This is a genomic window from Rahnella sp. GSA61A (genome assembly GCF_019969905.1).
GTDB classification, from domain to species: domain Bacteria; phylum Pseudomonadota; class Gammaproteobacteria; order Enterobacterales; family Enterobacteriaceae; genus Rahnella; species Rahnella aceris.
The window spans coordinates 454508-476001 of the sequence record NZ_JAHXYO010000001.1 but is presented as its reverse complement, the minus strand read 5'-3'; the positions used below and the strand labels follow the sequence as shown (position 1 = coordinate 476001).

The window sequence follows — 21494 nt, the reverse complement described above, 5'->3', positions numbered from 1 at the left end:
GGGTCGACGTTCAGGCGCAGAACAACCGGCTGGCGCTTGCGGCGGGCAAAAAAGTGAGCCTCACGGCGGTGGACGGCGACATCCTGTTCAGCGCGAAAAAGCGCATCACGCTGATAGGCGGCGGCAGCTACCTCATCCTGCAGGACGGCAAAATTGAGTACGGCACGGCCGGTGAGTATTTCAGGAAAACGCCGCACACGGTGCTGACGGTGGCGGAAACGATGCCGCATGACTTTCCGTCGGTTCCACCGGTGATAAGCGGATTAACGGAACAGGAAGCAGAGAATGAGCCTGCAAACGATATAACCCGCGCCGGAATTTCCTGAGCACAGGGTATATAACCCACGAGTATCGCAATAAACATTCCAGCAAGCGGAAAGCTGAACAAGGATGAAAATATGTTATTAGCGCCCCCGATTTTACTTTCACAGCGAAAAACAGAAACTGACGATGACTGGGTCAGGCGATGTATTCACGTCGATAAATACAGGGACTTCCCCGTAAATAATCTCGGGGCCTGGCACGGTGGTGTGCATATTCCTCATACCGATGCGGGGGGGACTGCCAATCCGGTCAGGGCGATTGCGGAAGGAGAAATTGTTTTTTGTCGCTATCCTTCCGACAGAATTAGTGAGGATCCGTTGTGCTATCTGGGGGAGACAGACGACGGGGTGGTGCTGTTGCGTCACACTCTGACGCTGGGTGACCCCGAAGTGAACATCGTTTTCTATTCGTTGTGTCAGCACCTGAAACAGGTGAGAAGGAATGTACTGGAAGGCGTGGGAACCCTCATTAAAAAAGGCACGATATTGGGCACATCCGGACGCGTAGACGGCAAGAACGGATTCCATTTTCAGATTTGCTGTGATGATACGAACCTGCAAAAGCTTGCGGGGAGAAGCACAGGCAATCTTGATATCAACAAACCTGGGCGCAGCGATATCACCTATGGTGATAAGCATTATTATTTGCCCTCCGGCACGCCTTTTATGGCCTCTCCTGACGAAAAGAAAGCGACAAGACCCCCGCTGTATATCAGCGACACTGAGCTTTTCGTTACCTTTACGGATAAGAAGGTCTTTACCCGTCAGGAAAATCCGGCAGGTAGCAGCATTTACACGAAGCTCAGTGAGGCGGGTGTTCGTTTGCCTGCCGCACCGGCAAGGGATTACGGCGAAACAGTGACCTGGAATGAAGCTGAATGGATTTGTGCTAATTATCCCGGCGGTTCGGGGTGGGTGAAAATGACTGCACCGGGTATTAATCAATACTCTGATGCCGATTTTCCTCACTGGACGGGGTGGTCACTTGTTGATGATGACAGTAATGCAGACAGCCAGTGTGGTTCACCGGTTATTCAGCAATGGCAGCAGCAAATAAACGATGAGAAAAGCTTAAAAGAAAAATATTTTTACGCGATTTGCCGGTTCCCGTTTGAATGGGATGAAACCACCGTTGACTCACGGTTCAGTTGGTTAAAGCAGGATAATAAATTCGTGCAACCTGCTTTTAATCCTCCTTCCTGGGATAAATTTCTTAATCATGCCAATGCCCTCAGCTTTTTTGGCAAATTACCTGCTGAAGCCCGGACAGCATTATCAGGAAGGGTCTGGCATTTCAACCCTGCTGCTTTTATTACGCATATCAATAAGGCCTCACAGGTTGAGTATATTGCAGTGGTTGGGACGCAAATACACAATGACCCAGCAAATAAACTGTCTTTTATCGGTCAGGCGGTGAGGTATATGAGGAAGTATATGCAGGAAGGCAATCGTGGAGTATACACTGTATTGATATTTGAAGAGGGTTATGAAGATAAACATTATGCTATGCTTGAATCATCAGCGATGAAGTTTGGCTTTAAATATAAGAAAATTGAATGCAATACTAATTTATTTAAATATCTAAATGAAGGCAGTGACAGGCATTGCATTCCCGTCAAACAGTTATCTATTTTTTGTCACGGTTTGCAAAGTGAGTTTGCATTTGGATATAAATATGCTGTTTCAGAAAAGTTGAGTGTGAACTTACAGAACTACACAATGATAAATGAAAATATATTTAGTCGGTTGGGAAGAATTAATTCCTATGCTTGCCGTACTGCTATGGGAAGACTTGATGGACATAGTGATTATGAATTCACGCCCAAGATAAATGAAAGTTTAGCGCAAAAAATGGCTAATTATTTTGATATTCCAGTTTTTGCATATGTTATTCGGAGTAGTTATGCAGATACATGGGGGGCAAGGTCGCAACGTTTAGCTAGTAAGGTGATTAAAGATCCTTGGTTTGAGAAGCTTTCCTTAGAGCGTGAGGTTAATATAAAATTATGCGGGGCCTCATATAACATTGATGGCGCACTAAATGATGTTGGGGCAGGAACTACCCCATATAATTTGACAGATGAATACATGGAGTTTCTTCCAGTATGAAAGCCAATAAAATATTATTTATAATTTTATTATTTATTATTTTTTTCGTATATTTAATTTTTCCGAATTATATAATAGAGTCAGGTAAGTTAGGATACAGAGTGGTGGATTCTTACTCTAAGGAATATTTTATTGATTGTGAGACTGCGACTCTATACAAAAAAAACCTATCATTATGCTTCCATCTGAAAAAGAATGGATAGAAAACCATGTTCTTGATTTATATAAAGATGAGTTAATGAGGTTTGACAAGGACGGGAATTATTTAAAAGTGGTAACATCCAATCATTGGGTTGATGGTTTTTTGTACAAGCACAGCTTATTCGATTATGATGGGGATTTAGTCGATACTTTTGAAAACATAACTTTCATGTCAGGCCGTTATTATAAATTTCAATATTCGTTTAGAAATGGAAGTGTGAACTCTGGCGTTCTTTCAAGCCTAACTCCTTCAATAATGAAAACTAATTATAGCTATGAGTTTAATGTGGGGTTGGCAAAAAAAAGCTGCTCACATCCGCAATGATGTTAATTTCAACGTTATCGCTCGATTCTCCTCTCGGAGGAGGGCTGGGTATGAAAATGGCAGTTTATTTTGGTATTCCCGTAGGGGATTTATTATTTGCGGTAATCATAAGAATGCATGGGGAACAAGGATGGAACGTCAGGAAAGTAAGATAAAAAAAGACGAATTATTTAATGAGTTGAGCCGAGAACGCGATGAGAGTGTGAACTACTGTAAGGCCGCATATAATGTCCAGGGTGCTTTACATGATGTTGTTGCGGGGACAACGCCTGTAATAATTCATTTCGGGCCAGACTACATGGAATTCATGCCAAAATGAAAAGTAAGATAGCTATCTTTATTTTTGTTTCTTTTTGTATTTTAGGTTATTTGTTTTTCCCTAAATATATTATACATTCAGATGACTATGGCTATAAAATAGCTGACTCATATGCAAGGGAATATTACATAGACTGTGAAAGACCAGCATTATACAAAAAAAAAGCCCCAGAAATGGATGAAAGAACGAAAGATTGGTTAAGAAATAATACAAATGTTATATATGAAGATGAGTTGAAGGAGTTTGACCAAAGTACAGGCTATTATAAAGCAATTACAAGCGGCTTATGGATTGACTCATTTAAGTATAAATACACATTTTTTGATGTGAGTGGTGATGTTGATGGTGATACCTATGAAAGTATATTTTTCATAAGTGGATTGTATTATCATTTTCAATATACTCCCAGAAAAGGAGATATACAGAAAGGCTATTTCGCAAGTTTCAGACCTTCAACGGAAAGAAAAAATTATAGTTATGACTTTGATGTTGATTTAGCAAAAAAAAAGTTGTTCACATCCGCAATGATGTTAATTTCAACGTTATTGTTCTATTCCTATCTCTAAGGAGGGCCGGGTATGAAAAGGCGAGTTATTTTAGTATTCCTGTGGTGGGTTTATTATCATCGGTAATTACGAGAATACATGGGGTCAGGGTCGTAATATTTACCTAGTAAGGTAATTAAAACCCCTTGGTTTGAGATGCTTTCCTCAGAGTGTGAGATGAATATAAAAATATGCGGGCTTCATATAACATTGATGGGGCATTGAATGATGTTGGAGTAGGCACCACGCCCTATAATCTTTCAAAGGAATATAAGGATTACCTTCCAAAATGAAAGTAAATATTAAAATAGCACTGGGGTTGGTTTCTTTATTGCTAGGTTTATATTATATGTGGCCAAGATATATTATATCTTCTGGCCCACTAGGCTATAAAGTGGTTGATTCATATAGTAAGGACTATTATATAAATTGTGAAATAGATACGCTATATAAAAAGGATAAGGCTGAAATGAGTATAATCGATAGGGAGTGGATTGAAAATAACTTGGGAAAAATTTATAAAATTAGATTGTTAGAGTTTGATACAAATGGAGATGCATTAAAAATAATAAGCGCGCCGCATTGGGTTAACAGTTTTCTTTATAATTACAGCATATTTAATGAAGATGGTATTTTAACTGACATGTATGAAAGCATTATTAAAATCAATGGGGTTTATTATAAGTTCGATTATACATTAATTCCTGGTGAGGCTGAAAAGGGAAGGTTGTCAAGTTATCCTCCAACAAAAAGAAAAATTGATTATAGCTATGGCTTTTATGTGAACTTGGCAAAAAAAAGCTGCTCACATCCGCAATGATGTTAATTAGAGTCATTGTCAGGTATTGATTTCGGCAAAAAAACCAGCCCGCAGGCTGGTCTGGTGCATCACTGACGCGAATTAACGGCGGACGGCGATGGCTTCGATTTCGATTTTTACGTCTTTTGGCAGACGGGCGACTTCAACGCAAGAACGGGCCGGGAATGGCGCGTTGTGCTCGGTGAAGAAGGTTTCATACGTGGCGTTAACGGTGGCGAAGTCATTCAGATCTTTCACGAAAACGGTGGTTTTCACAATATCTGACACTTTCAGGCCAGCGGCTTCAACGATCGCCTGTACGTTTTCCAGTGACTGGCGCGTTTGTGCAGAAATGTCGTCAGCCACAGAGCCGGTTTTAGGATCCACTGGGATCTGGCCGGAAGTGATGATCATACTGCCCAGATCCACGCCCTGAACATAAGGACCGATAGCGGCAGGGGCGTTTTCAGTGCTGATTTCGCGGGACATAATGTCTCCTGATTTGCGTTAAGGGGAACAAGAAATTGTTCCCCAGTATAAAGGCTCAGTCGTTATTGAGCACCACCTGATGCTCAAACTCTTTCTCGCAGTATTTGCATTTCAGGTGCACGCCGTCTGCGCGTTGTTTCACCGCAAAGCTGGAGTCCACCGGTTCAAAACGGCTGATGCAGTTGCCGTTCGGGCAGCGCAGTACGCCGACAATCCGGTCCGGCAGCGTCGGCATCAGCTTTTTCACCACGTCGTAATTGTCGATGCGGTTCACCGTCGCGCGCGGGGCATACACCGCCAGCTGATTGACCTGTTCGTCGGTCAGAAAGGTGTTTTCAATTTTGATGATGTCTTTGCGGCCCAGCTCGCCGGAAGGCAGGTTCAGGCCGACCGTCACACGTTGTTCCGTCTGGGTAAACTTGAACAGCGACAGTAATTTAAATCCGACCTGTGCCGGAATATGGTCGATGACCGTACCGCATTTGATCGCTTCAACCTGAAGTTTGTTGTCGTGCGTCATAATCGTTTTCTCCTCAAGTTTACTGTGCAGTGTCTGCGTTCAGAACCAGCGCCAGCAAAGCCTGACGCGCAAAAATTCCGTTACCGGCCTGCTGGAAATACCAGGCATATGGCGTTTTATCCACATCCGGCGTGATTTCATCGATACGCGGCAGCGGGTGAAGCACTTTCAGGTGCGGCTGAGCATGGGTCAGATCGGCAGCCCGCAGGACAAACTGTGCTTTCACGTTGGCGTATTCCGATGGATCCAGACGCTCTTTTTGCACGCGGGTCATGTACAGAATGTCGATTTCAGACACCACTTCATCAATGCTGCTGTGCAGGCTGTATTCGATGCCTTTCTCTTCCAGCAACGTCAGGATATACCCCGGCATCGCCAGCGCGTCCGGCGCGATAAAGTAGAAGCGGTTGCCGTTAAATTTCGCCAGTGCCTGTGCCAGGGAATGTACCGTGCGGCCATATTTCAGGTCGCCGACCATGGCGATTTTGATGTTGTCGAGACGGCCCTGAGTTTCCTGAATGGTGAACAAATCCAGCAGGGTTTGCGTCGGATGCTGGTTCGCTCCGTCGCCTGCGTTGAGCACCGGAATACCGCCGGAGAATTCGGTCGCCAGACGCGCCGCGCCTTCCTGCGGATGGCGCATCACAATCGCATCAACGTAGGTGCTGATGACCGAAATGGTATCGGCCAGTGTTTCGCCTTTTTTGCCGAGCGAGGTGTTGCTGCTGTCGGAGAAACCCACCACCGAGGCGCCCAGACGATGCATCGACGTTTCAAATGACAGACGGGTGCGGGTTGAGGCTTCGAAGAAACAACTGGCGATCACTTTGTGTTTCAGCAATTCAGGCTGCGGGTTGGCTTTCAGGCTGGCAGCGGTATCCAGTACCAGTTCCAGCTCTTCGCGGCTGAGATCGTTGATAGAAATGATGTCTTTCTGATACAGCGGATTGGCCATAGTCGTCATTCTCCTGTTCTTTACGCGTAAAAAGTGTGGCGCTCAAATTCCGGACAAAAAAAAGCCCCTCAATGAGGGGCTTTCAGTAAAACGGTAATACCACGGAAGAACAATGGCAGCGGGCTGCCTGATGGCACGGTGTTTGGTCGATCATCTGAGCACAAAACCTGGCGATTGTTCATGGGTTCTCCCGACAAATTGTGGCGCATTATACGCGGGTCATTGACGACATCAAGCGGAAAAATGGCCTAAGGCAAACGGTTGCTGCCGTGGTTTTCCTTTATCGCCAGTATTCGCCTGATTATCCTGCAAACTCTGTCCAGCTCTGTCATTTCCCGTGGCGCAACCAGCACGGAAGTACTCGATGCGATCACGCCGAGCACCTCCGGCAACCGGTGTTGATCGATAATCCGCCCCACGGCGCGACCATAGCCCGGCATGACATGTACCACGACAAATTGAGGGTTGTGATCCACATCGGTGACCATTTCACTCACTGGCCTCAGGGCATCAGGGATAAGCTGAGATTGCTCATTCAGGGCGTAAATCTTTTTGCCTTTGGCATTCTGTACCTTCACGACGCCCAGTATTTTCAGCAATTGAGAAATGGTGGACTGGCCGATGTTGCGGTACCCCGCCCGCTGGAATTCCATACGCAGTTCTTCCTGTGATGAAAAACTCCGGCTGGCAATAAGCTGATGGCAGAGGATCAGTTGCTGGTGTTCTTTTTCAAGTGTAGACAACGTTCTTTTCATGGTTATGTTCCCGGTAAATAAAGGACGTCAACATGGCAAAAAAATCATTTTCTACAAAGAGTTAAACCAAAGAACCGAGACTTAGCGCGAACATCAGCAATACCAGTAAAATTCCCATCAAAGGTGCGACCCATTTCAGCCAGCGGACATAGGGCACCCGCGCGATGGCCAGACCGCCCATGACGACGGCGGAGGTCGGCGTGACCAGATTCACCAGCCCCGATGCCGACTGATAAGCGGTCACCACCAGTTCACGCCCGACGTGGGCGAAATCGGCGAGAGGCGCCATAATCGGCATGGTCATCACCGCCAGACCGGATGAAGAGGGCACCAGAAACGACAGCACCACTTCGAGCAGGAACATGACGTTAATGAAAATCACGCTGGATAATCCGGAAACGATGCCTTCTGCGCTGTGCAAAATGGTGTGGGTGATCATGCCGTTGTCCATGATCACCACGATGCCACGGGCAATGCCGATGATCAGTGCCACGCCGAGCAGGCCGCGTGCACCATCAATGAATGTCGAGGTCAGTTCTTCCTCACTCATGCGGGCAATCAGCCCCACCAGGATCGCCGCAGCCAGGAAAACGCCGGAGATTTCCCCCATCCACCAGCCTTTTACCGATACGCCATAAATCATCACCACAAAAGCCAGCGCGAAGATCAGCAGAATGATTTTACGTACACCGGTAAAGGGCAGCAGTTCATCGCTGCGGTTACCGAGAAAGTGGGCGCGGTTGCTGTCCCACTGATCAGCCACAACTGAAAGCGAGGGATCGCGGCGCACTTTACGGGCATAGCGCATCACCCAGATCACGCAGATCAGCCAGCCGATGATCAGAATCGCCACGCGCAGGCCGATCCCGTGGGTGAAGGGGATCCCGGCAGCATTGGCGGCAATCACTGTTGCGAAAGGATTGATCGTCGAGCCGAGCGTGCCAATCCCGGCGCCCAGCAGTACGGTAGCCGCCGCGACCAGCGGGTCGAAACGGGCCGCCATCATCACCGGTACCAGAAGGGTGTAAAATGGCAATGACTCTTCGGCCATGCCGTAAATGGTGCCACCGGCGGCGAACAGTGCCATCAGGATCGGGATCATCCATTCTTCTTTGCCCTTAAGCCGGACAGTCACCCGCTCAATTCCGGCGTCGATTGCCCCGGTTTTGGTGACGATGCCCAGAAAACCGCCGATGATCAGAATAAATAAAGCGACATCAATTGCGCCAGCCTGGCCGGTGGTGTGGTTGTACAGGCCATCAATGGGCGCGAGGAAAATATCCACCAGCCCCTGCGGATTGCCGGTAACGGCGTGATAGGTGCCTGAGACGGGAACTTCTTTACCCAGCCCGACATTCATCGCCATGTCGTACTGACCGGCGGGGATAATCCAGCTCAGGCCCGCAACCAGCGCGATAAGCACAAACAAAATGGTGTAGGCAGAAGGGAATTTGAATGTACGCATAAACGTAATCCTTAAAAAAAGCGTGAAGGCAAAACGCCTTCACGCAAGGGGCTTAGTCATCGCCAAGGGTGGCGACCATGACCGCTTTTATGGTGTGCATACGGTTTTCGGCTTCATCAAAAACGATGGAATGCGGAGACTCAAAAACGTCATCCGTCACTTCCAGCCCTTTCATGCCGTAAGCGATTTCCAGTTCTTTGCCGAGGGTGGTTTCTTCGTTATGGAAGGCGGGCAGGCAGTGCATGAATTTGACGTCAGGATTGCCGGTAGCGTTAAGCACCGCCGCATTAACCTGATACGGGGTCATCAGACTGATACGTTCTGCCCAGGCGGTTTTGGCTTCGCCCATTGACACCCAGACATCGGTGTAAAGAAAATCGACGCCCTGTACGCCTTCATCAACGTGCTCTGTCAGCAGGATCCTTGCGCCGGTAGTGCGGGCGATATCGCAGCAGGTCGCGACCAGTGTCTCTTCCGGCCAGAAGGATTTTGGCGCGATCAGACGGATATCCATTCCCATTTTTGCGGCCCCGACCATCAGGGAATTACCCATATTATTTCGGGCATCGCCCAGATAAGCGAAGCTGATCTGACTGAGTTTTTTACCCGGCGAGTGTTCAAGCATGGTCATCAGGTCGGCAAGGATTTGGGTCGGATGAAACTCGTCGGTCAGCCCGTTCCACACCGGTACGCCGGAGAATTCCGCCAGTTCTTCCACCGTCTTTTGTGCAAAACCCCGGTATTCGATGCCGTCATACATTCGCCCCAGCACGCGGGCGGTGTCTTTCATGGATTCCTTGTGTCCGATCTGGCTGCCGCCAGGGCCGAGATAAGTCACGTGTGCGCCCTGATCAAACGCGGCGACTTCAAACGCACAGCGGGTGCGGGTAGAGGTTTTCTCAAAAATCAGCGCGATATTTTTTCCGCGCAGACAAGGGCGTTCCTGACCCGTTTGCTTATCGTCTTTAAGCGTCAGCGCCAGGGTGATCAGTTGCTGAATTTCTTCCGGTGTGAAATCAAGAAGTTTAAGAAAATGACGGTTTTTCAATGTGGTAGTCATAACATCATCCTGAAATAATCAAGTGAGGGCGGGTTATTCCGCGCGGATACAGGTGCCTTTCAGACCGGCCAGAATGGCTTCACCCTCTTCCAGTGCGCCGATCCCCGCCAGCCCGTGGCAGGCGTCGACAAACTGGCAGGCGGCACTGACTTTCGGCCCCATGGATCCGGCGTCGAAGGTCATACCGGCGAGATCCCGTGTAGTGATTTGATGCAGCGGACGCTGCTCCGGCGTGCCCCAGCCGAGGTACACCGCATCGGCATCGGTCAGGATCAGCAGCGCGTCGGCCTGTAACTGACGCGCCAGCAGCGCCGCCGAAAGGTCTTTGTCGATGACGGCCTCTGCGCCTGCCAGCCCGTCGGCGGTCTGATGAACCGGCACACCGCCGCCGCCGTTACAGATGACCAGATAGTGCTTTTCCAGCAAGTCACGGATGGCATCAATCTCGAGGATGCGCTGCGGTTGAGGAGAGGCGACCACGCGGCGGAAATGCTGCCCGTCGGCTTTCATCGCCCAGCCTTTTTCGGCGGCCAGATTTTCCGACTGCGCCTGCGTATAAACCGGACCGATGTATTTCGTCGGCTTATCAAATGCCGGATCGAGTAGGCTGACTTCCACCTGCGTCAGCAGGGTGCAGACGCGACTCTCAGGCAGACAATTTTTCAACGCCTGTTGCAACAGATAGCCGATCATCCCCTGTGTTTGTGCCACCAGAATATCGAGCGGGTAGGGCGCGACTGCCGGATAAGCGCTGTTTTGCAGCGCCAGCAATCCGACCTGCGGGCCGTTGCCGTGCACCAGCACGACGCGCCATTTCTGGCATAGCGCAGCCAGCGTTTCGGCCGCCAGACGGATGTTTTTGCGCTGCAGTTCGGCTTCGAGCGGTTCGCCACGGCGCAACAATGCGTTGCCGCCGAGGGCGACAACCAGAACAGGTTTGTTCATGAAATTTTCCCGGTATAGGTGATCAGATGTCGTCGCGTTCAAGCGGGCAGCTCATGCAACGTGCGCCGCCGCGACCTCTTCCCAGTTCATCACCCGGAATGGGGAGAACGGTGATTCCGGCTTTGTCGTATTTTTCGTTAGTCCGGGTGTTACGTTCGTAGCCGATGACCACGCCGGGACGCACGGTCAGGACGTTATTGGCGTCATTCCACTGTTCGCGTTCGGCTTCAAAACTGTCGCCACCGGTGGTGATGAGTCTGATGTCGTCAATGCCCAGCGCTTTACCGATTGCCCGCACGAACTGTGGTTCTTCGGTGCGACGCAGGCCACCGTGACCATTGTCGGTCAGCGTCCAGCACAACGTGGTGTCGCGCACCACTTCCGGATACACCGAGAAAGTGTCCAGATCGATATGTGTCATGACGGTATCAAGGTGCATACAGGAACGGTGTTTCGGTAATTGCAGCACAATCACTTTGGTGGCTTGCTGATGTTTGAACAGTGAACGCGCGAGGAACTCCACACCCTGCGGTGTCGTGCGTTCTGATAAACCAATTAATACTGCGCCACGGCCAATGACTAAAACATCGCCACCTTCCAGCGTGGCGTGGTCGTAATTAAATTCGTCGTCGCCAAAGTAAGTAATAAATTCGTTATCGGTAAAGTGCGGGTGCCAGCGATATATGGCCCGTAAATTATTGGTTTCCCGTTTACGTGCTTCCTTTGCCATCGGATTAACTGATACGCCGTTATATATCCAGCAGGAGGTATCACGGGTAAATAAATGATTGGGTAAAGGCTTAATCACGAAGTCATTTAACTGATGCGTATCTGTGACCATATTATGGAATGTATCGGGAATTTCACTGTATGTTAATCCGCCGCTCATAAACCGGGCCGTTTGCCGGTGAGGAAGATCGGCCAGCCAGCCACGAATCTCTTCGGCAAATTGTGGCCCAAGCCGGTAATCCGAGATTTGCCGGCTGAGCAGCCAGTCTTTGGCCTCGCGGTTATCGAGGGTTTCCGTCAGCAGGTCAGTGAGCAATAAGACTTCCACACCTTGCTGGCGCAAGGTCTGACTGAAGACGTCATGCTCTTTTCCGGCGCGCTCAACGGAAAGTACGTCATCGAATAATAATTCCTGACAATTCGACGGGGTGAGTCGCTGTAAACTTAAATTTGGCCGGTGAAGCATCACGCTGCGAAGTTGGCCTATTTCGGATCCTACATAATGCCGTTTCATATTTATCCCTTTTTATAAAAAGAAGACCAAATAATGTTTTGGGCAAATGAATTACGCGGAGAATAAATAATATATTCAACCTGAAATGGAATGTGCCCGCAACGGAGTGAATAATATTCCGCTCAGGCATTTAATATGTGATTCAGATCGCATCAGAATAAACGGATGAAAGAGGTTATATGTTGATTGATAAGCGTCATTGTTTTATTTATTAGCGGGCGCAGTAAAGTGAATAATAAACGAAATATCAGCGTAATTATTTATCCTGACAGTAAATGACCGATTGAGATAATGTTTACTCAGTTATAATCCGCTAAAAAATAAGGGGTTTATTTCTCGTCTGCATAGAATGTCTTTTTTCATGATTAAATATTTATAAATACTCTGAAACCTTAAATAACTATGATTTATTTGGGGTGTTTTCGGTTTAATTAACTTTGTGATCTGTGAGTGAGTTTTTATAAAAAATCCGTAATACCAACAGGATGAAAGGGCCACACTGAATACGTTTTCAGGGTTTATGCAATCTGACTGCATAACCATTGTTTACCGGCTACGGGTGATGTTCAGCCACAAAAATATCCCCCAGAAAGTCAAAATTTTGATCCCGCTCTGGCAAGCAGACAGCAAACAGGATTAGTATTTATGAAACGCTGTTTCACTCATGCATTACAAACCCGAGGTTATGATGATCACAGGAAACATCCACGCACTGCATCTCGTCCCTTATCTGCCCGCTGAGCTGCGCGAGGCCATTGAATACGTTAAACAACACATCACGCCGGACACCCCGTTGGGTAAACACGATATCCGCGGCAACGACGTTTTTGTGCTGGTTTCCAATGATTCCACTGCGCCACAGGCTGAACGCCGTGCCGAGTTCCACGCACGTAATCTGGATATCCAGATTATCCTCAACGGCACCGAAGGCATGACGTTCAGCAACTTACCGGCAGGGTATGTCGATACCGACTGGCTGGAAGAGAAAGACATCGCGTTCCTGGCTGCCGGTGAGCAGGAAAAAACCATGATCATGCAGACCGGCGATTTCGTGGTGTTTTATCCGGGCGAAGTGCATAAACCGCTGTGCGCCGTCGGCGAACCGGCCAATGTGCGTAAAGCCGTGGTGAAAATGAACGTCAGCGCATTGTCCGCTTAATGCTTATTGTGTAGCGCTTTGTGCGCTTGATCAGCTTCATCCGCCAGCGACGCAGCCTGCCGAGACGTTCCGGCGCTTTGAGTTTGTGTTTGATCCACACCACCTGCCACGGCTGGAGACGCATCTGGCCGTTAAATACTTCTCCGCTAATCAGATCCTTCCCTTCGACCGCCAGCTTCAGCATCTGCGAATGATCGCTGATATTGAATATGCAGCTGATCCGGTCTTCGGTTTTCGGATCATAGCGTTCCATCGCAAACAGCGATTTGCCCAGATCAAACACGCGCTGGCCAGCCTGCGGTGAAAATGCCGGGTGCTCGCGGCGGTGCCTGATGAGTGCCTGTAATCCGTAAAAAATGCGGGCGCGTAAGCCGTCTTTTTTTTCCAGTTCAGCTTCAATATCCATCAGGTCCAGCTTTTTACGGTTGATGCGGCGGTTGATCCCGGACTGATGCATGCCGTCGAGATCGTTCTCGCTGCCCAGCAGGCTGTGAATATAAATCGCCGGGACGCCGATAAACGACAATAACAGCGCCTGTGCCGCCAGAAACTTGCGGGCTTTCATCTCGGTATTATCTTCCGGTTCGGTCAGCGCGCTCAGGTAATTAATGTTCAGTTCGTAAGGCGAATGGGTGCCGTCGCCGTTGTCTTTATAGGACACGCGGCCTTCCTTGCGCAGCGTTTCCTGCGCCATGTATTTACGTTCGTCATCGGTCAGGAAGGTTTCGGTCGGACGTAAACCGATGCCGTCGTGGCTGGCAAGGAAGTTGAAATAGGTGGTGTCAGGGTAACGGGCTTCCGCATTCAGGCTTTGCGCCCATTGGGTGAGCGTGGTGGTGTCCTGACGCAAAAAAGCGTGCAAGGTCAGCGGTGGCAGCGGGAACTGATACACCATGTGTGCCTCGTCACCTTCGCCGAAATAACTGATATTTTCGTGATGCGGGACGTTGGTTTCAGTGATGATCCGCGTGCCGGGGATCACTTCATCGAGAATAGTGCGCCAGACTTTAATGATGTTATGCGCCTGTGGCATGTGAATGCAGCGCGTCCCGGCTTCTTTCCAGATATAGCCAATCGCATCAAGGCGGATCGACTGTCCGCCGCTGGCGGCGTATTGCAACAGCACATCAATGCTTTCCAGCAAGACCTGAGGATTCTTGAAATTAATATCGATCTGATCTTCACTGAACGTCGTCCACAGATACAGTTCGGTGCCGTCGGTTTTGATAAATGGCGAGAGCAGCGGCGAAGCGCGCGGGCGCACGACGCGGCTGTAATCCAGCTCGGGATTAGCGGCAATAAAGTAATCTTTGTAATACGGATCGTCATGCAGATAGCCTTTCATCCATTCGCTTGAGCGGGAAATATGGTTGATCACGCAATCAAACATCAGGTTGAAATTGGCCGAAAGGTGATGAATATCTGACCAGCCACCAAGATGTTCATCGATCCGCCGGTAGTCAATGACGCTAAAGCCGTCGTCTGAACTGTACGGATACATCGGCAGAATATGGATGTCGCTGATAATGTCGCGCAGATAAGTGTTAGCGAAATGATTGAGCGTCGCCAGCGGCGGTTGCTCGCCGTGACGGATATTATCGCCATAAGTAATCAGATAAATATTGGTACCATCCACCCAGCGGGTGGTGCGGTGTTTGCCGTAATTCCATTTGTCGGCGAGATGCAGGATTTTTTTCAGCAGGTCGGCGATGTGTTCCCGGGGGTAAATCCTGCTTAACAGGCTTTCCAGCCGCAGAACATACTCAAGATTGACTGAGCTCATATCGGTTCCTTCTTCTGCATTTTTGTTTTTTTGACCAAAGCGCTTTAAAAAGGTTAGCTGAAAATGCAGTCTTCTGGCGGGAACGGGCGGGATAAAGTGCAAAACGATGTAAAGATTGCAGCGTGCAGGAAGTGTATCCTTGCTGCACGCCCGGGGGAAATCAGTCGTTACCGAGGGTGGCAACCATCACCGCTTTGATGGTATGCAGACGGTTTTCAGCCTGATCAAATACTACGCTGTGGCTGGATTCAAAGACTTCATCGGTGACTTCCATGCCGCCGTGCAGGCCATACTCTTCCGCCATTTGTTTGCCCAGCGTGGTCTGGTCGTCATGGAAGGCTGGCAGACAGTGCAGGAATTTCACCTGCGGATTGCCGGTCAGCGCCAGCATCGCGCTGTTGACCTGATAAGGGCGTAGCAAATTAATACGCTCTTTCCAGACTTCTTTCGGCTCGCCCATGGAAACCCACACGTCGGTATACAGGAAATCAGCATCTTTCACGCCGGTCGCAATATCTTCGGTCAGGGTAATGCTGCCGCCATTTTCTTTCGCCAGGTGCTCACAGGTGGCGACCAGTTCGGCTTCCGGCCAGCAGGCCGACGGTGCGACAAGGCGCAAATCCAGACCGCATAATGCGGCGGCTTCCAGCAGCGAATTGCCCATATTGTTACGGGTGTCGCCCAGATAGGCCAGACGCATGCCTTTCAGTGGCTGGCCCGGCAGGTGTTCCTGCATGGTCAGCAGGTCAGCCAGCAACTGCGTCGGGTGGAATTCGTTGGTTAAGCCATTCCACACGGGAACACCGGCATATTGCGCCAGAATTTCCACTTTATCCTGACCGTAACCGCGATACTGAATACCGTCGTACATGCGGCCAAGGACGCGGGCGGTATCTTTCATCGATTCTTTGTGGCCGATCTGGCTGCCGCTTGGGCCGAGATAGGTGACTTTCGCCCCCTGATCGTATGCGGCAACTTCGAAAGAGCATCGGGTGCGGGTTGAGTCTTTTTCGAAGATGAGCGCGATGTTTTTGCCTTGCAGGCGGGCTTTTTCGGTGCCGTTTTTCTTAGCCGCTTTTAATTCTGCGGAGAGTTTCAGCAGTGACGAAATCTCTGACGGGGTAAAATCCAGTAACCTGAGAAAATGACGTTTACTCAACAAACTCATGATGTCGCTCCATAGCGCGTAAGCATTTCGGATTGAATTTAAATTCAATTTAACTGGATGGATATGCAAATACAACCCCGCAGCAAAAACTTTGTCGTTTATAGTGGAGACGCGCCCTGCGGTGTGTGAAAATAGCGTACAAACGTCACATTGATTGAGGACAGAGATATGGCAAACCGTGAATTGCTGGAAGAACAACGTGAAGAGACTCGCTTAATCATCGAAGAACTGCTGGATGATGGCAGTGATCCTGACGCGCTTTACACTATCGAACACCACTTATCTTCAGAGAAGTTTGAAGTTCTGGAGAAAGCAGCAGTTGAAGCATTCAAACTGGGTTATGAAGTCACTGACGCTGAAGAACTGGAAGTGGAAGATGGTTCAACCGTGATGTGCTGCGACGTGATCAGTGAAATCGCGCTGAAAGCGGAGTTGATCGACATCCAGGTTGAGCAACTGATGAATCTGGCCGAGGCCAACGGCGTCAACTATGACGGCTGGGGCACTTACTTCGAAGGCGATGACGACGAAGAAGGTGAAGAAGGCGAAGACGAAGATTTCATTGATGAAGATGATGACGGAAAACGTCATTAATCTGAATGCCTCCCCCTTCGCAGGGGGAGGCGTTAATTAAAGCACGTCCCCGTTACTCTCAATCACTTTCTGATACCAGCCGAAACTCTCCTTTTTCGAGCGCGCCATGGTGCCGCTGCCATCATCGTTTTTATCGACGTGAATGAAGCCATAACGTTTGCTGTACTGCCCGGTGGTAAACGACACGCAGTCGATGCAGCCCCACGGCGTATAACCCATCAGATCCACGCCGTCTTCCAGCACGGCTTTTTTCATCTGCGCGATGTGTTCTTTCAGATACGCAATGCGGTAATCATCGTGAATGACGCCGTCATCACCCGCTTTGTCGATCGCACCAAAGCCATTCTCGACAATAAACAGCGGCTTCTGATAACGCTCGTACAAAATATTCAGGGTGTAACGTAGCCCGACGGGATCAATCTGCCAGCCCCAGTCAGACGCTTTCACATGCGGATTCGGCACGCTGCCCGCAAAACCTGACAAGCCATTATCATCACTCGGATTGTGCGCTGAAATCGCGTTGCTCATGTAATAGCTCAGGCCGATGTAATCCGCACAGCCATCGCGAAGTGCCTGTAAATCGCCATCTTCCATTTTGATGTTGAAGCCGCGACGTTCCCACTCTTTCAGCGCATACGCCGGGTAATAACCGCGCATATGGACGTCGCTGAACAGGAAGCGTTCGTGCATTGCTTCAACGGAATACATCACGTCGTCAGGATGACAGGAGAACGGATAGAGCGGCACCATGGCGATCATGCAGCCAATCTGAAAATCAGGGTTGATGTCATGGCCAAGTTTCACCACTTTAGCGCTGGCCACGAACTGATGATGCAGCACCTGATACATCGTCTCTTCCGGATTTTCCTCCTCGGTAAATACCACGCCGGAGCAGCAATAACCGAACAGCGGATATTTCCAGTTACGCTGGTTATTGATCTCGTTGAAGGTCATCCAGTATTTCACTTTGCCTTTGTAACGCTCCATCACCACCTGGCTGAAACGCACAAAGAAATCGACGACCTGACGGTTTTTCCAGCCGCCGTATTCCTTCACCAGATGCCACGGCATTTCGAAGTGGGAGAGGGTGATTACCGGCTCAATATTGTGTTTGAGCAGCTCATCAAACATATCGTCATAAAATTGCAGACCGGCTTCGTTTGGCTGTAATTCGTCACCGTTCGGGAAGATGCGCGTCCAGGCAATCGAGGTGCGGAAGCATTTGAAACCCATTTCGGCGAACAACGCGATGTCTTCTTTGTAGTGCGAGTAGAAATCGACGGCTTCGTGGTTCGGATAGCTGTAGCCGTCAAGCACGCCGTCGGTCATCACCCGGTCAACGCCGTGCGCGCCGCCGGACAGGACGTCGCAAATGCTGATGCCTTTGCCGCCCTGGTTCCAGCCGCCTTCCACCTGATGCGCCGCTACCGCGCCGCCCCACAAGAAATCTTTCGGTAACTGATGATTCATTTGATTCTCCCTGGATACTTGATGAGGGCAGATTGCTTCTGCCCTGTAGATCGTAATGTCAGATTTAATTCATTTCAGCCTGCGCAGCCCGACGGGTTTCTGCCGGTACTTTTTGGGTCGCGGTAACATCGGGTTCATCTTTGAAACCGACCAGCCAGGTGAACAACGCACCGAGCACAAAGGCGACGCTAATGGACAACAGGAAACCGAGGAACTGTGGCATATGACCTTCTTTGAAGAACACCGGCAGTACGGCAATCCCCGGCAGGCAGTAGCTCCATGAAACTGCATTAAAGGAACCGGCAATCGCACCGCCAATCCCTCCTGCGACACAACTGCACAGGAAAGGTTTTTTCAGGCGCAGCGCCACACCATAAATAGCGGGTTCAGTGATACCGAACAGGCCGGTGACGCCCGCAGACAATGAGATCCCTTTCATTTCGCGGCTGCGGGTTTTCAGATACACGCCAAACATGCTGCCGGTCATCGCGAAGACGGCAGAAGCCTGCAGGCCGGTAAAAGTGTCGTAACCCAGCGTCGCGTAGTTGCCGACGGTGACCGGCGTAATGCCCCAGTGAACGCCAAGTGTGACCAGCGGCTGCCAGAATGCGCCCACCACGAAACCTGCAATGGTCGGGCTCAGGTGATAAAGGGTGTTATAAACGCCGCCAATCGCGCCACCGATCAGGTTTCCGACCGGGCCAAACACCAGCAGGGTCATCGGCACCATAATCGCGATACAGAACATCGGTGTGAACAGGTTGCGGATCACCACCGGCAGCACTTTATTGAAGAAGTGCTCGATGTAAGACATTGCCCAGACCATCAGAATGATCGGGATAACCGACGCGGTATAGCTCAGGTATTTCACCGGAATACCGAGGAAATCGAGCGTTGGTGCGGAAACCGGAATACCGACCACGTTCTGCAGGATATTCGCAATATCAGGATTGCTGACCGCTTCACGCATCAGTTGCTGCATGGCCGGATCGGCGGAGTTGATCGACGTTATCTTAAAGGCCGTCAGCATATTCATGTAATCGGGGCTGATCAGCGCGCAGGCTGTAATGACTGCGGTGAAAGGATTGACGTTGAATTTTTTCGCGGCGGTGAAAGCAATCATCACCGGCAGGAAGGTAAAGGCCGTCCACGACACAAAATTAAGAATACGGTAGGTACCGCTGCTGGCGTCCATAATGCCGATGGCAGCCAGGAAGGAAATAATCCCCTGCAAAATACCGCAGGCGGCAAGCTGATAAAGGAAAGGCGTAAAGATGCTGGATATCACGTCCATGACGCGGCTGACAATACCCACATTCGGTGCAGAAACCGGTGCATTTTCATCAATCTGGATCAGTTTCAGCACCTGCTTGTACGCGTCGCTCACGTGATTGCCAATCACCACCTGCATTTGTCCGCCGGCCTCGATAACGGTGATAACGCCTTTCACTCGTTTTAATTCTTCTTTATCGACGGCTTTATTATCTTTCAGAACAAAGCGTAAACGTGTGGCGCAATGTGTGATGCTAATCACATTATTATCGCCACCAATATATTTAACAATATCCTGAGCGGTCTGAGCGTAATCAATAGCCATTGTTTATTATTCTCCTGCGGGAATACAGAGGTGAGCTTTTTTGTTTTTTTACTCGTCGGCAGGAGTGTAGCAAAAGAAAAGGTATTGTCACGATATAACAAAAATCAAATCGGGTGATTTGTTACTTATTAAAAACACCCTGTTTTTTCATTGCGCTGAGTCACGTTTTATTAACGGTAATTTCTTGCCGATGGTCTCAATAATATAAAGTACCGGGATCTGCGTGGTAATATTATATTGTCCTTCGAGGACTATTTGCGGCATGTGATAAGAGATGTTGAGGTCTGCAAGCCGCGCCAGTGTTGAGTTCTCGCTGTTAGTGAGGCTGATGATTTTGCAATTATGCTGGCTGAACTGCGTAGCAAAACGCAGCACTTCTTCCGTTTCACCCGAGACAGAAAGAATAATAGCGATAGCGTCTTTATACATATCACTGTTGATCGGGAAATAAGGATCATCAATAAAGGTACTGAATTTTCCGACATTAGAGAAAAAGCGTGCGCTGTATTTTCCTAATGAACCTGATGTCCCGACGCCGACAAATATAATACGCTGCGCATTGGCAATCTGGCGGGCGGCCTTTTCTAATAATTCATCAAAATCACTGTTATTAATACTTTTGAAATAACTGATGATCTCACTGATGCCAAACGACACCGGCGGCTTTTCTTCATGCTCTAAAAACAACTTGAAACGGATACGAAATTCGGAATAACCGTCGCAATCCATTTTCTTGCAGAAGCGCAAAACTGTCGTGGTCGAGACACCTGCGGCATCCGCCAGTTCACGAATGGTCATGTACATGACTTTATCGCCGTTTTTGACGATGTAGTTGTAGACCGTCAGTTCCAGTTCGTTTAACGCTGAAATGGCTTTATGTGTGAACATTCAGATGCCTGTTTGCAAAGCGCGAATAAAGAACGTCAACGGTGTCAGAGGTGTTTTAACATCGTCACTTCACAATCGACATGGCCGGTGTTGCCGAGGGCGCAGTCAATGTGATGGAAACCCAGACGTTCATACAGCGCAATCGCCTGGGTCAGACTGGCGGTGGTTTCCAGATAGCAGCGGGCAAAGCCCTGCTGGCGTGCATGTTCAATGGCCTGTAAGGCCAGTCGTTTTGCCAGCCCCTGACCGCGCAGTGCTGGCATAAAATACATCTTCTGCAATTCACACAGATCGTTATCTGCACCGGATAAGGGTGCGACGCCGCCACCGCCCGCGACCACCCCGTCCAGTTCTACCACCCAGTAGGCACAACGGGGCTGGCTGTAGGTTTCAAACAGGTGATCCAGATTCGGGTCAGCGACGGTATAGCCTTTATCGGCGGTCAGGCCAAATTCGGCAGAAACGTGGCGGATCACGTTAGCGATGGCAGCGTTATCTTCATGGCGTATCGGGCGCACCCGCACGCTGACAGGAAGGGAGGTCGTCATGTTACTCACTCAGTTTCAATAACAGGCAAACAAACAGACCGTTTTAATACCATTTTAGGGCGTGCTGATGCAACGCCGCAGGCGTTTCCCGATGATTTTACTTATCCCAAATGCGAATTTTTTTCATTGGCAGAGGGAATAATTCGTTGCCTGAAAGGTCAGAGACATGATTAAATCTTCATCGTTACACAATGTGCTCTGCCACCTTTCTTTATTTTAAGAAGGGCGGCTTCC

General features: G+C 49.3%; 22 protein-coding genes. 8 read left to right on the top strand and 14 right to left on the bottom strand.

What is annotated here, in order from left to right:
* The 6 genes from LC431_RS02070 to LC431_RS02045 all read left to right on the top strand — a co-directional run.
* Window positions 1–326 (top strand): DUF2345 domain-containing protein (locus LC431_RS02070; RefSeq protein ID WP_223509210.1); only part of this gene is annotated, 326 nt, incomplete at its 5' end.
* A gap of 72 nt (window positions 327–398) precedes the next feature.
* On the top strand, window positions 399–2432 hold the full coding sequence (locus tag LC431_RS02065) for a M23 family metallopeptidase (protein ID WP_223509208.1): 2034 nt from the start codon (window positions 399–401) through the stop codon (window positions 2430–2432).
* Between the two features lie 175 nt (window positions 2433–2607).
* Complete coding sequence (locus tag LC431_RS02060; protein WP_013577178.1) at window positions 2608–2958, top strand: hypothetical protein; 351 nt, start codon at window positions 2608–2610, stop codon at window positions 2956–2958.
* Between the two features lie 130 nt (window positions 2959–3088).
* Window positions 3089–3277, top strand: a complete 189-nt coding sequence (locus LC431_RS02055) for a hypothetical protein (protein ID WP_095925267.1) — start codon at window positions 3089–3091, stop codon at window positions 3275–3277.
* On the top strand, window positions 3274–3843 hold the full coding sequence (locus LC431_RS02050; RefSeq protein WP_223509206.1) for a hypothetical protein: 570 nt from the start codon (window positions 3274–3276) through the stop codon (window positions 3841–3843). Before LC431_RS02055 ends, LC431_RS02050 begins: the two co-directional genes overlap by 4 nt.
* 268 nt (window positions 3844–4111) lie before the next feature.
* Complete coding sequence (locus tag LC431_RS02045) at window positions 4112–4642, top strand: hypothetical protein (protein WP_217244643.1); 531 nt, start codon at window positions 4112–4114, stop codon at window positions 4640–4642.
* Window positions 4643–4723: 81 nt separating this feature from the next.
* On the opposite strand, the gene ridA is transcribed toward LC431_RS02045, so the two are convergent.
* The 8 genes from ridA to arcA form a co-directional block, all read right to left on the bottom strand.
* Window positions 4724–5110 (bottom strand): 2-iminobutanoate/2-iminopropanoate deaminase, encoded by a 387-nt coding sequence (gene ridA / locus LC431_RS02040; protein WP_126125223.1) that lies wholly within the window; start codon window positions 5108–5110, stop codon window positions 4724–4726.
* Between the two features lie 55 nt (window positions 5111–5165).
* On the bottom strand, window positions 5166–5630 hold the full coding sequence (gene pyrI / locus LC431_RS02035; protein ID WP_013577172.1) for an aspartate carbamoyltransferase regulatory subunit: 465 nt from the start codon (window positions 5628–5630) through the stop codon (window positions 5166–5168).
* 19 nt (window positions 5631–5649) lie between these two features.
* Window positions 5650–6585 (bottom strand): aspartate carbamoyltransferase, encoded by a 936-nt coding sequence (gene pyrB, locus LC431_RS02030; RefSeq protein ID WP_013577171.1) that lies wholly within the window; start codon window positions 6583–6585, stop codon window positions 5650–5652.
* A gap of 248 nt (window positions 6586–6833) precedes the next feature.
* Window positions 6834–7340 carry an arginine repressor gene (locus tag LC431_RS02025; RefSeq protein ID WP_223509205.1) on the bottom strand — a complete coding sequence of 169 codons (507 nt, stop codon included), beginning with the start codon at window positions 7338–7340 and terminating at the stop codon, window positions 6834–6836.
* Between the two features lie 61 nt (window positions 7341–7401).
* Window positions 7402–8805, bottom strand: coding sequence for a YfcC family protein (locus tag LC431_RS02020; RefSeq protein WP_223509203.1), 1404 nt, complete (start codon window positions 8803–8805; stop codon window positions 7402–7404).
* A gap of 52 nt (window positions 8806–8857) precedes the next feature.
* Window positions 8858–9865, bottom strand: coding sequence for an ornithine carbamoyltransferase (gene argF, locus LC431_RS02015; protein WP_013577167.1), 1008 nt, complete (start codon window positions 9863–9865; stop codon window positions 8858–8860).
* A gap of 33 nt (window positions 9866–9898) precedes the next feature.
* Complete coding sequence (arcC, locus tag LC431_RS02010; RefSeq protein WP_013577166.1) at window positions 9899–10810, bottom strand: carbamate kinase; 912 nt, start codon at window positions 10808–10810, stop codon at window positions 9899–9901.
* A 22-nt stretch (window positions 10811–10832) separates the two neighbouring features.
* Window positions 10833–12053, bottom strand: coding sequence for an arginine deiminase (gene arcA / locus LC431_RS02005; protein ID WP_013577165.1), 1221 nt, complete (start codon window positions 12051–12053; stop codon window positions 10833–10835).
* A gap of 688 nt (window positions 12054–12741) precedes the next feature.
* Between arcA and LC431_RS02000 the strand changes: the two genes are divergently transcribed.
* Entirely contained in the window at window positions 12742–13212 is a 471-nt protein-coding gene (locus LC431_RS02000; protein ID WP_013577164.1) for a YhcH/YjgK/YiaL family protein, read from the top strand.
* Here LC431_RS02000 and LC431_RS01995 read toward each other — a convergent pair.
* Together LC431_RS01995 and argF (LC431_RS01990) are read right to left on the bottom strand one after the other, a co-directional pair.
* Window positions 13193–14995 carry a sugar phosphorylase gene (locus tag LC431_RS01995; RefSeq protein ID WP_013577163.1) on the bottom strand — a complete coding sequence of 601 codons (1803 nt, stop codon included), beginning with the start codon at window positions 14993–14995 and terminating at the stop codon, window positions 13193–13195. The genes LC431_RS02000 and LC431_RS01995 overlap by 20 nt on opposite strands.
* A gap of 160 nt (window positions 14996–15155) precedes the next feature.
* On the bottom strand, window positions 15156–16163 hold the full coding sequence (gene argF / locus LC431_RS01990) for an ornithine carbamoyltransferase (protein WP_013577162.1): 1008 nt from the start codon (window positions 16161–16163) through the stop codon (window positions 15156–15158).
* 168 nt (window positions 16164–16331) lie between these two features.
* Between argF (LC431_RS01990) and rraB the strand changes: the two genes are divergently transcribed.
* Entirely contained in the window at window positions 16332–16757 is a 426-nt protein-coding gene (rraB, locus tag LC431_RS01985) for a ribonuclease E inhibitor RraB (RefSeq protein WP_119262127.1), read from the top strand.
* Window positions 16758–16793: 36 nt separating this feature from the next.
* Here the strand turns inward: rraB and LC431_RS01980 are convergent, their stop codons facing one another.
* The 4 genes from LC431_RS01980 to LC431_RS01965 all read right to left on the bottom strand — a co-directional run bounded on the left by LC431_RS01980 (window position 16794) and on the right by LC431_RS01965 (window position 21260).
* Window positions 16794–18227, bottom strand: a complete 1434-nt coding sequence (locus LC431_RS01980) for a 6-phospho-beta-glucosidase (RefSeq protein WP_223509201.1) — start codon at window positions 18225–18227, stop codon at window positions 16794–16796.
* 64 nt (window positions 18228–18291) lie between these two features.
* Entirely contained in the window at window positions 18292–19824 is a 1533-nt protein-coding gene (locus LC431_RS01975; RefSeq protein WP_013577159.1) for a PTS transporter subunit EIIC, read from the bottom strand.
* 147 nt (window positions 19825–19971) lie between these two features.
* Entirely contained in the window at window positions 19972–20712 is a 741-nt protein-coding gene (locus LC431_RS01970) for a MurR/RpiR family transcriptional regulator (RefSeq protein ID WP_013577158.1), read from the bottom strand.
* Between the two features lie 44 nt (window positions 20713–20756).
* Window positions 20757–21260, bottom strand: a complete 504-nt coding sequence (locus LC431_RS01965; RefSeq protein ID WP_013577157.1) for a GNAT family N-acetyltransferase — start codon at window positions 21258–21260, stop codon at window positions 20757–20759.
* Window positions 21261–21494 lie beyond the last annotated feature (234 nt).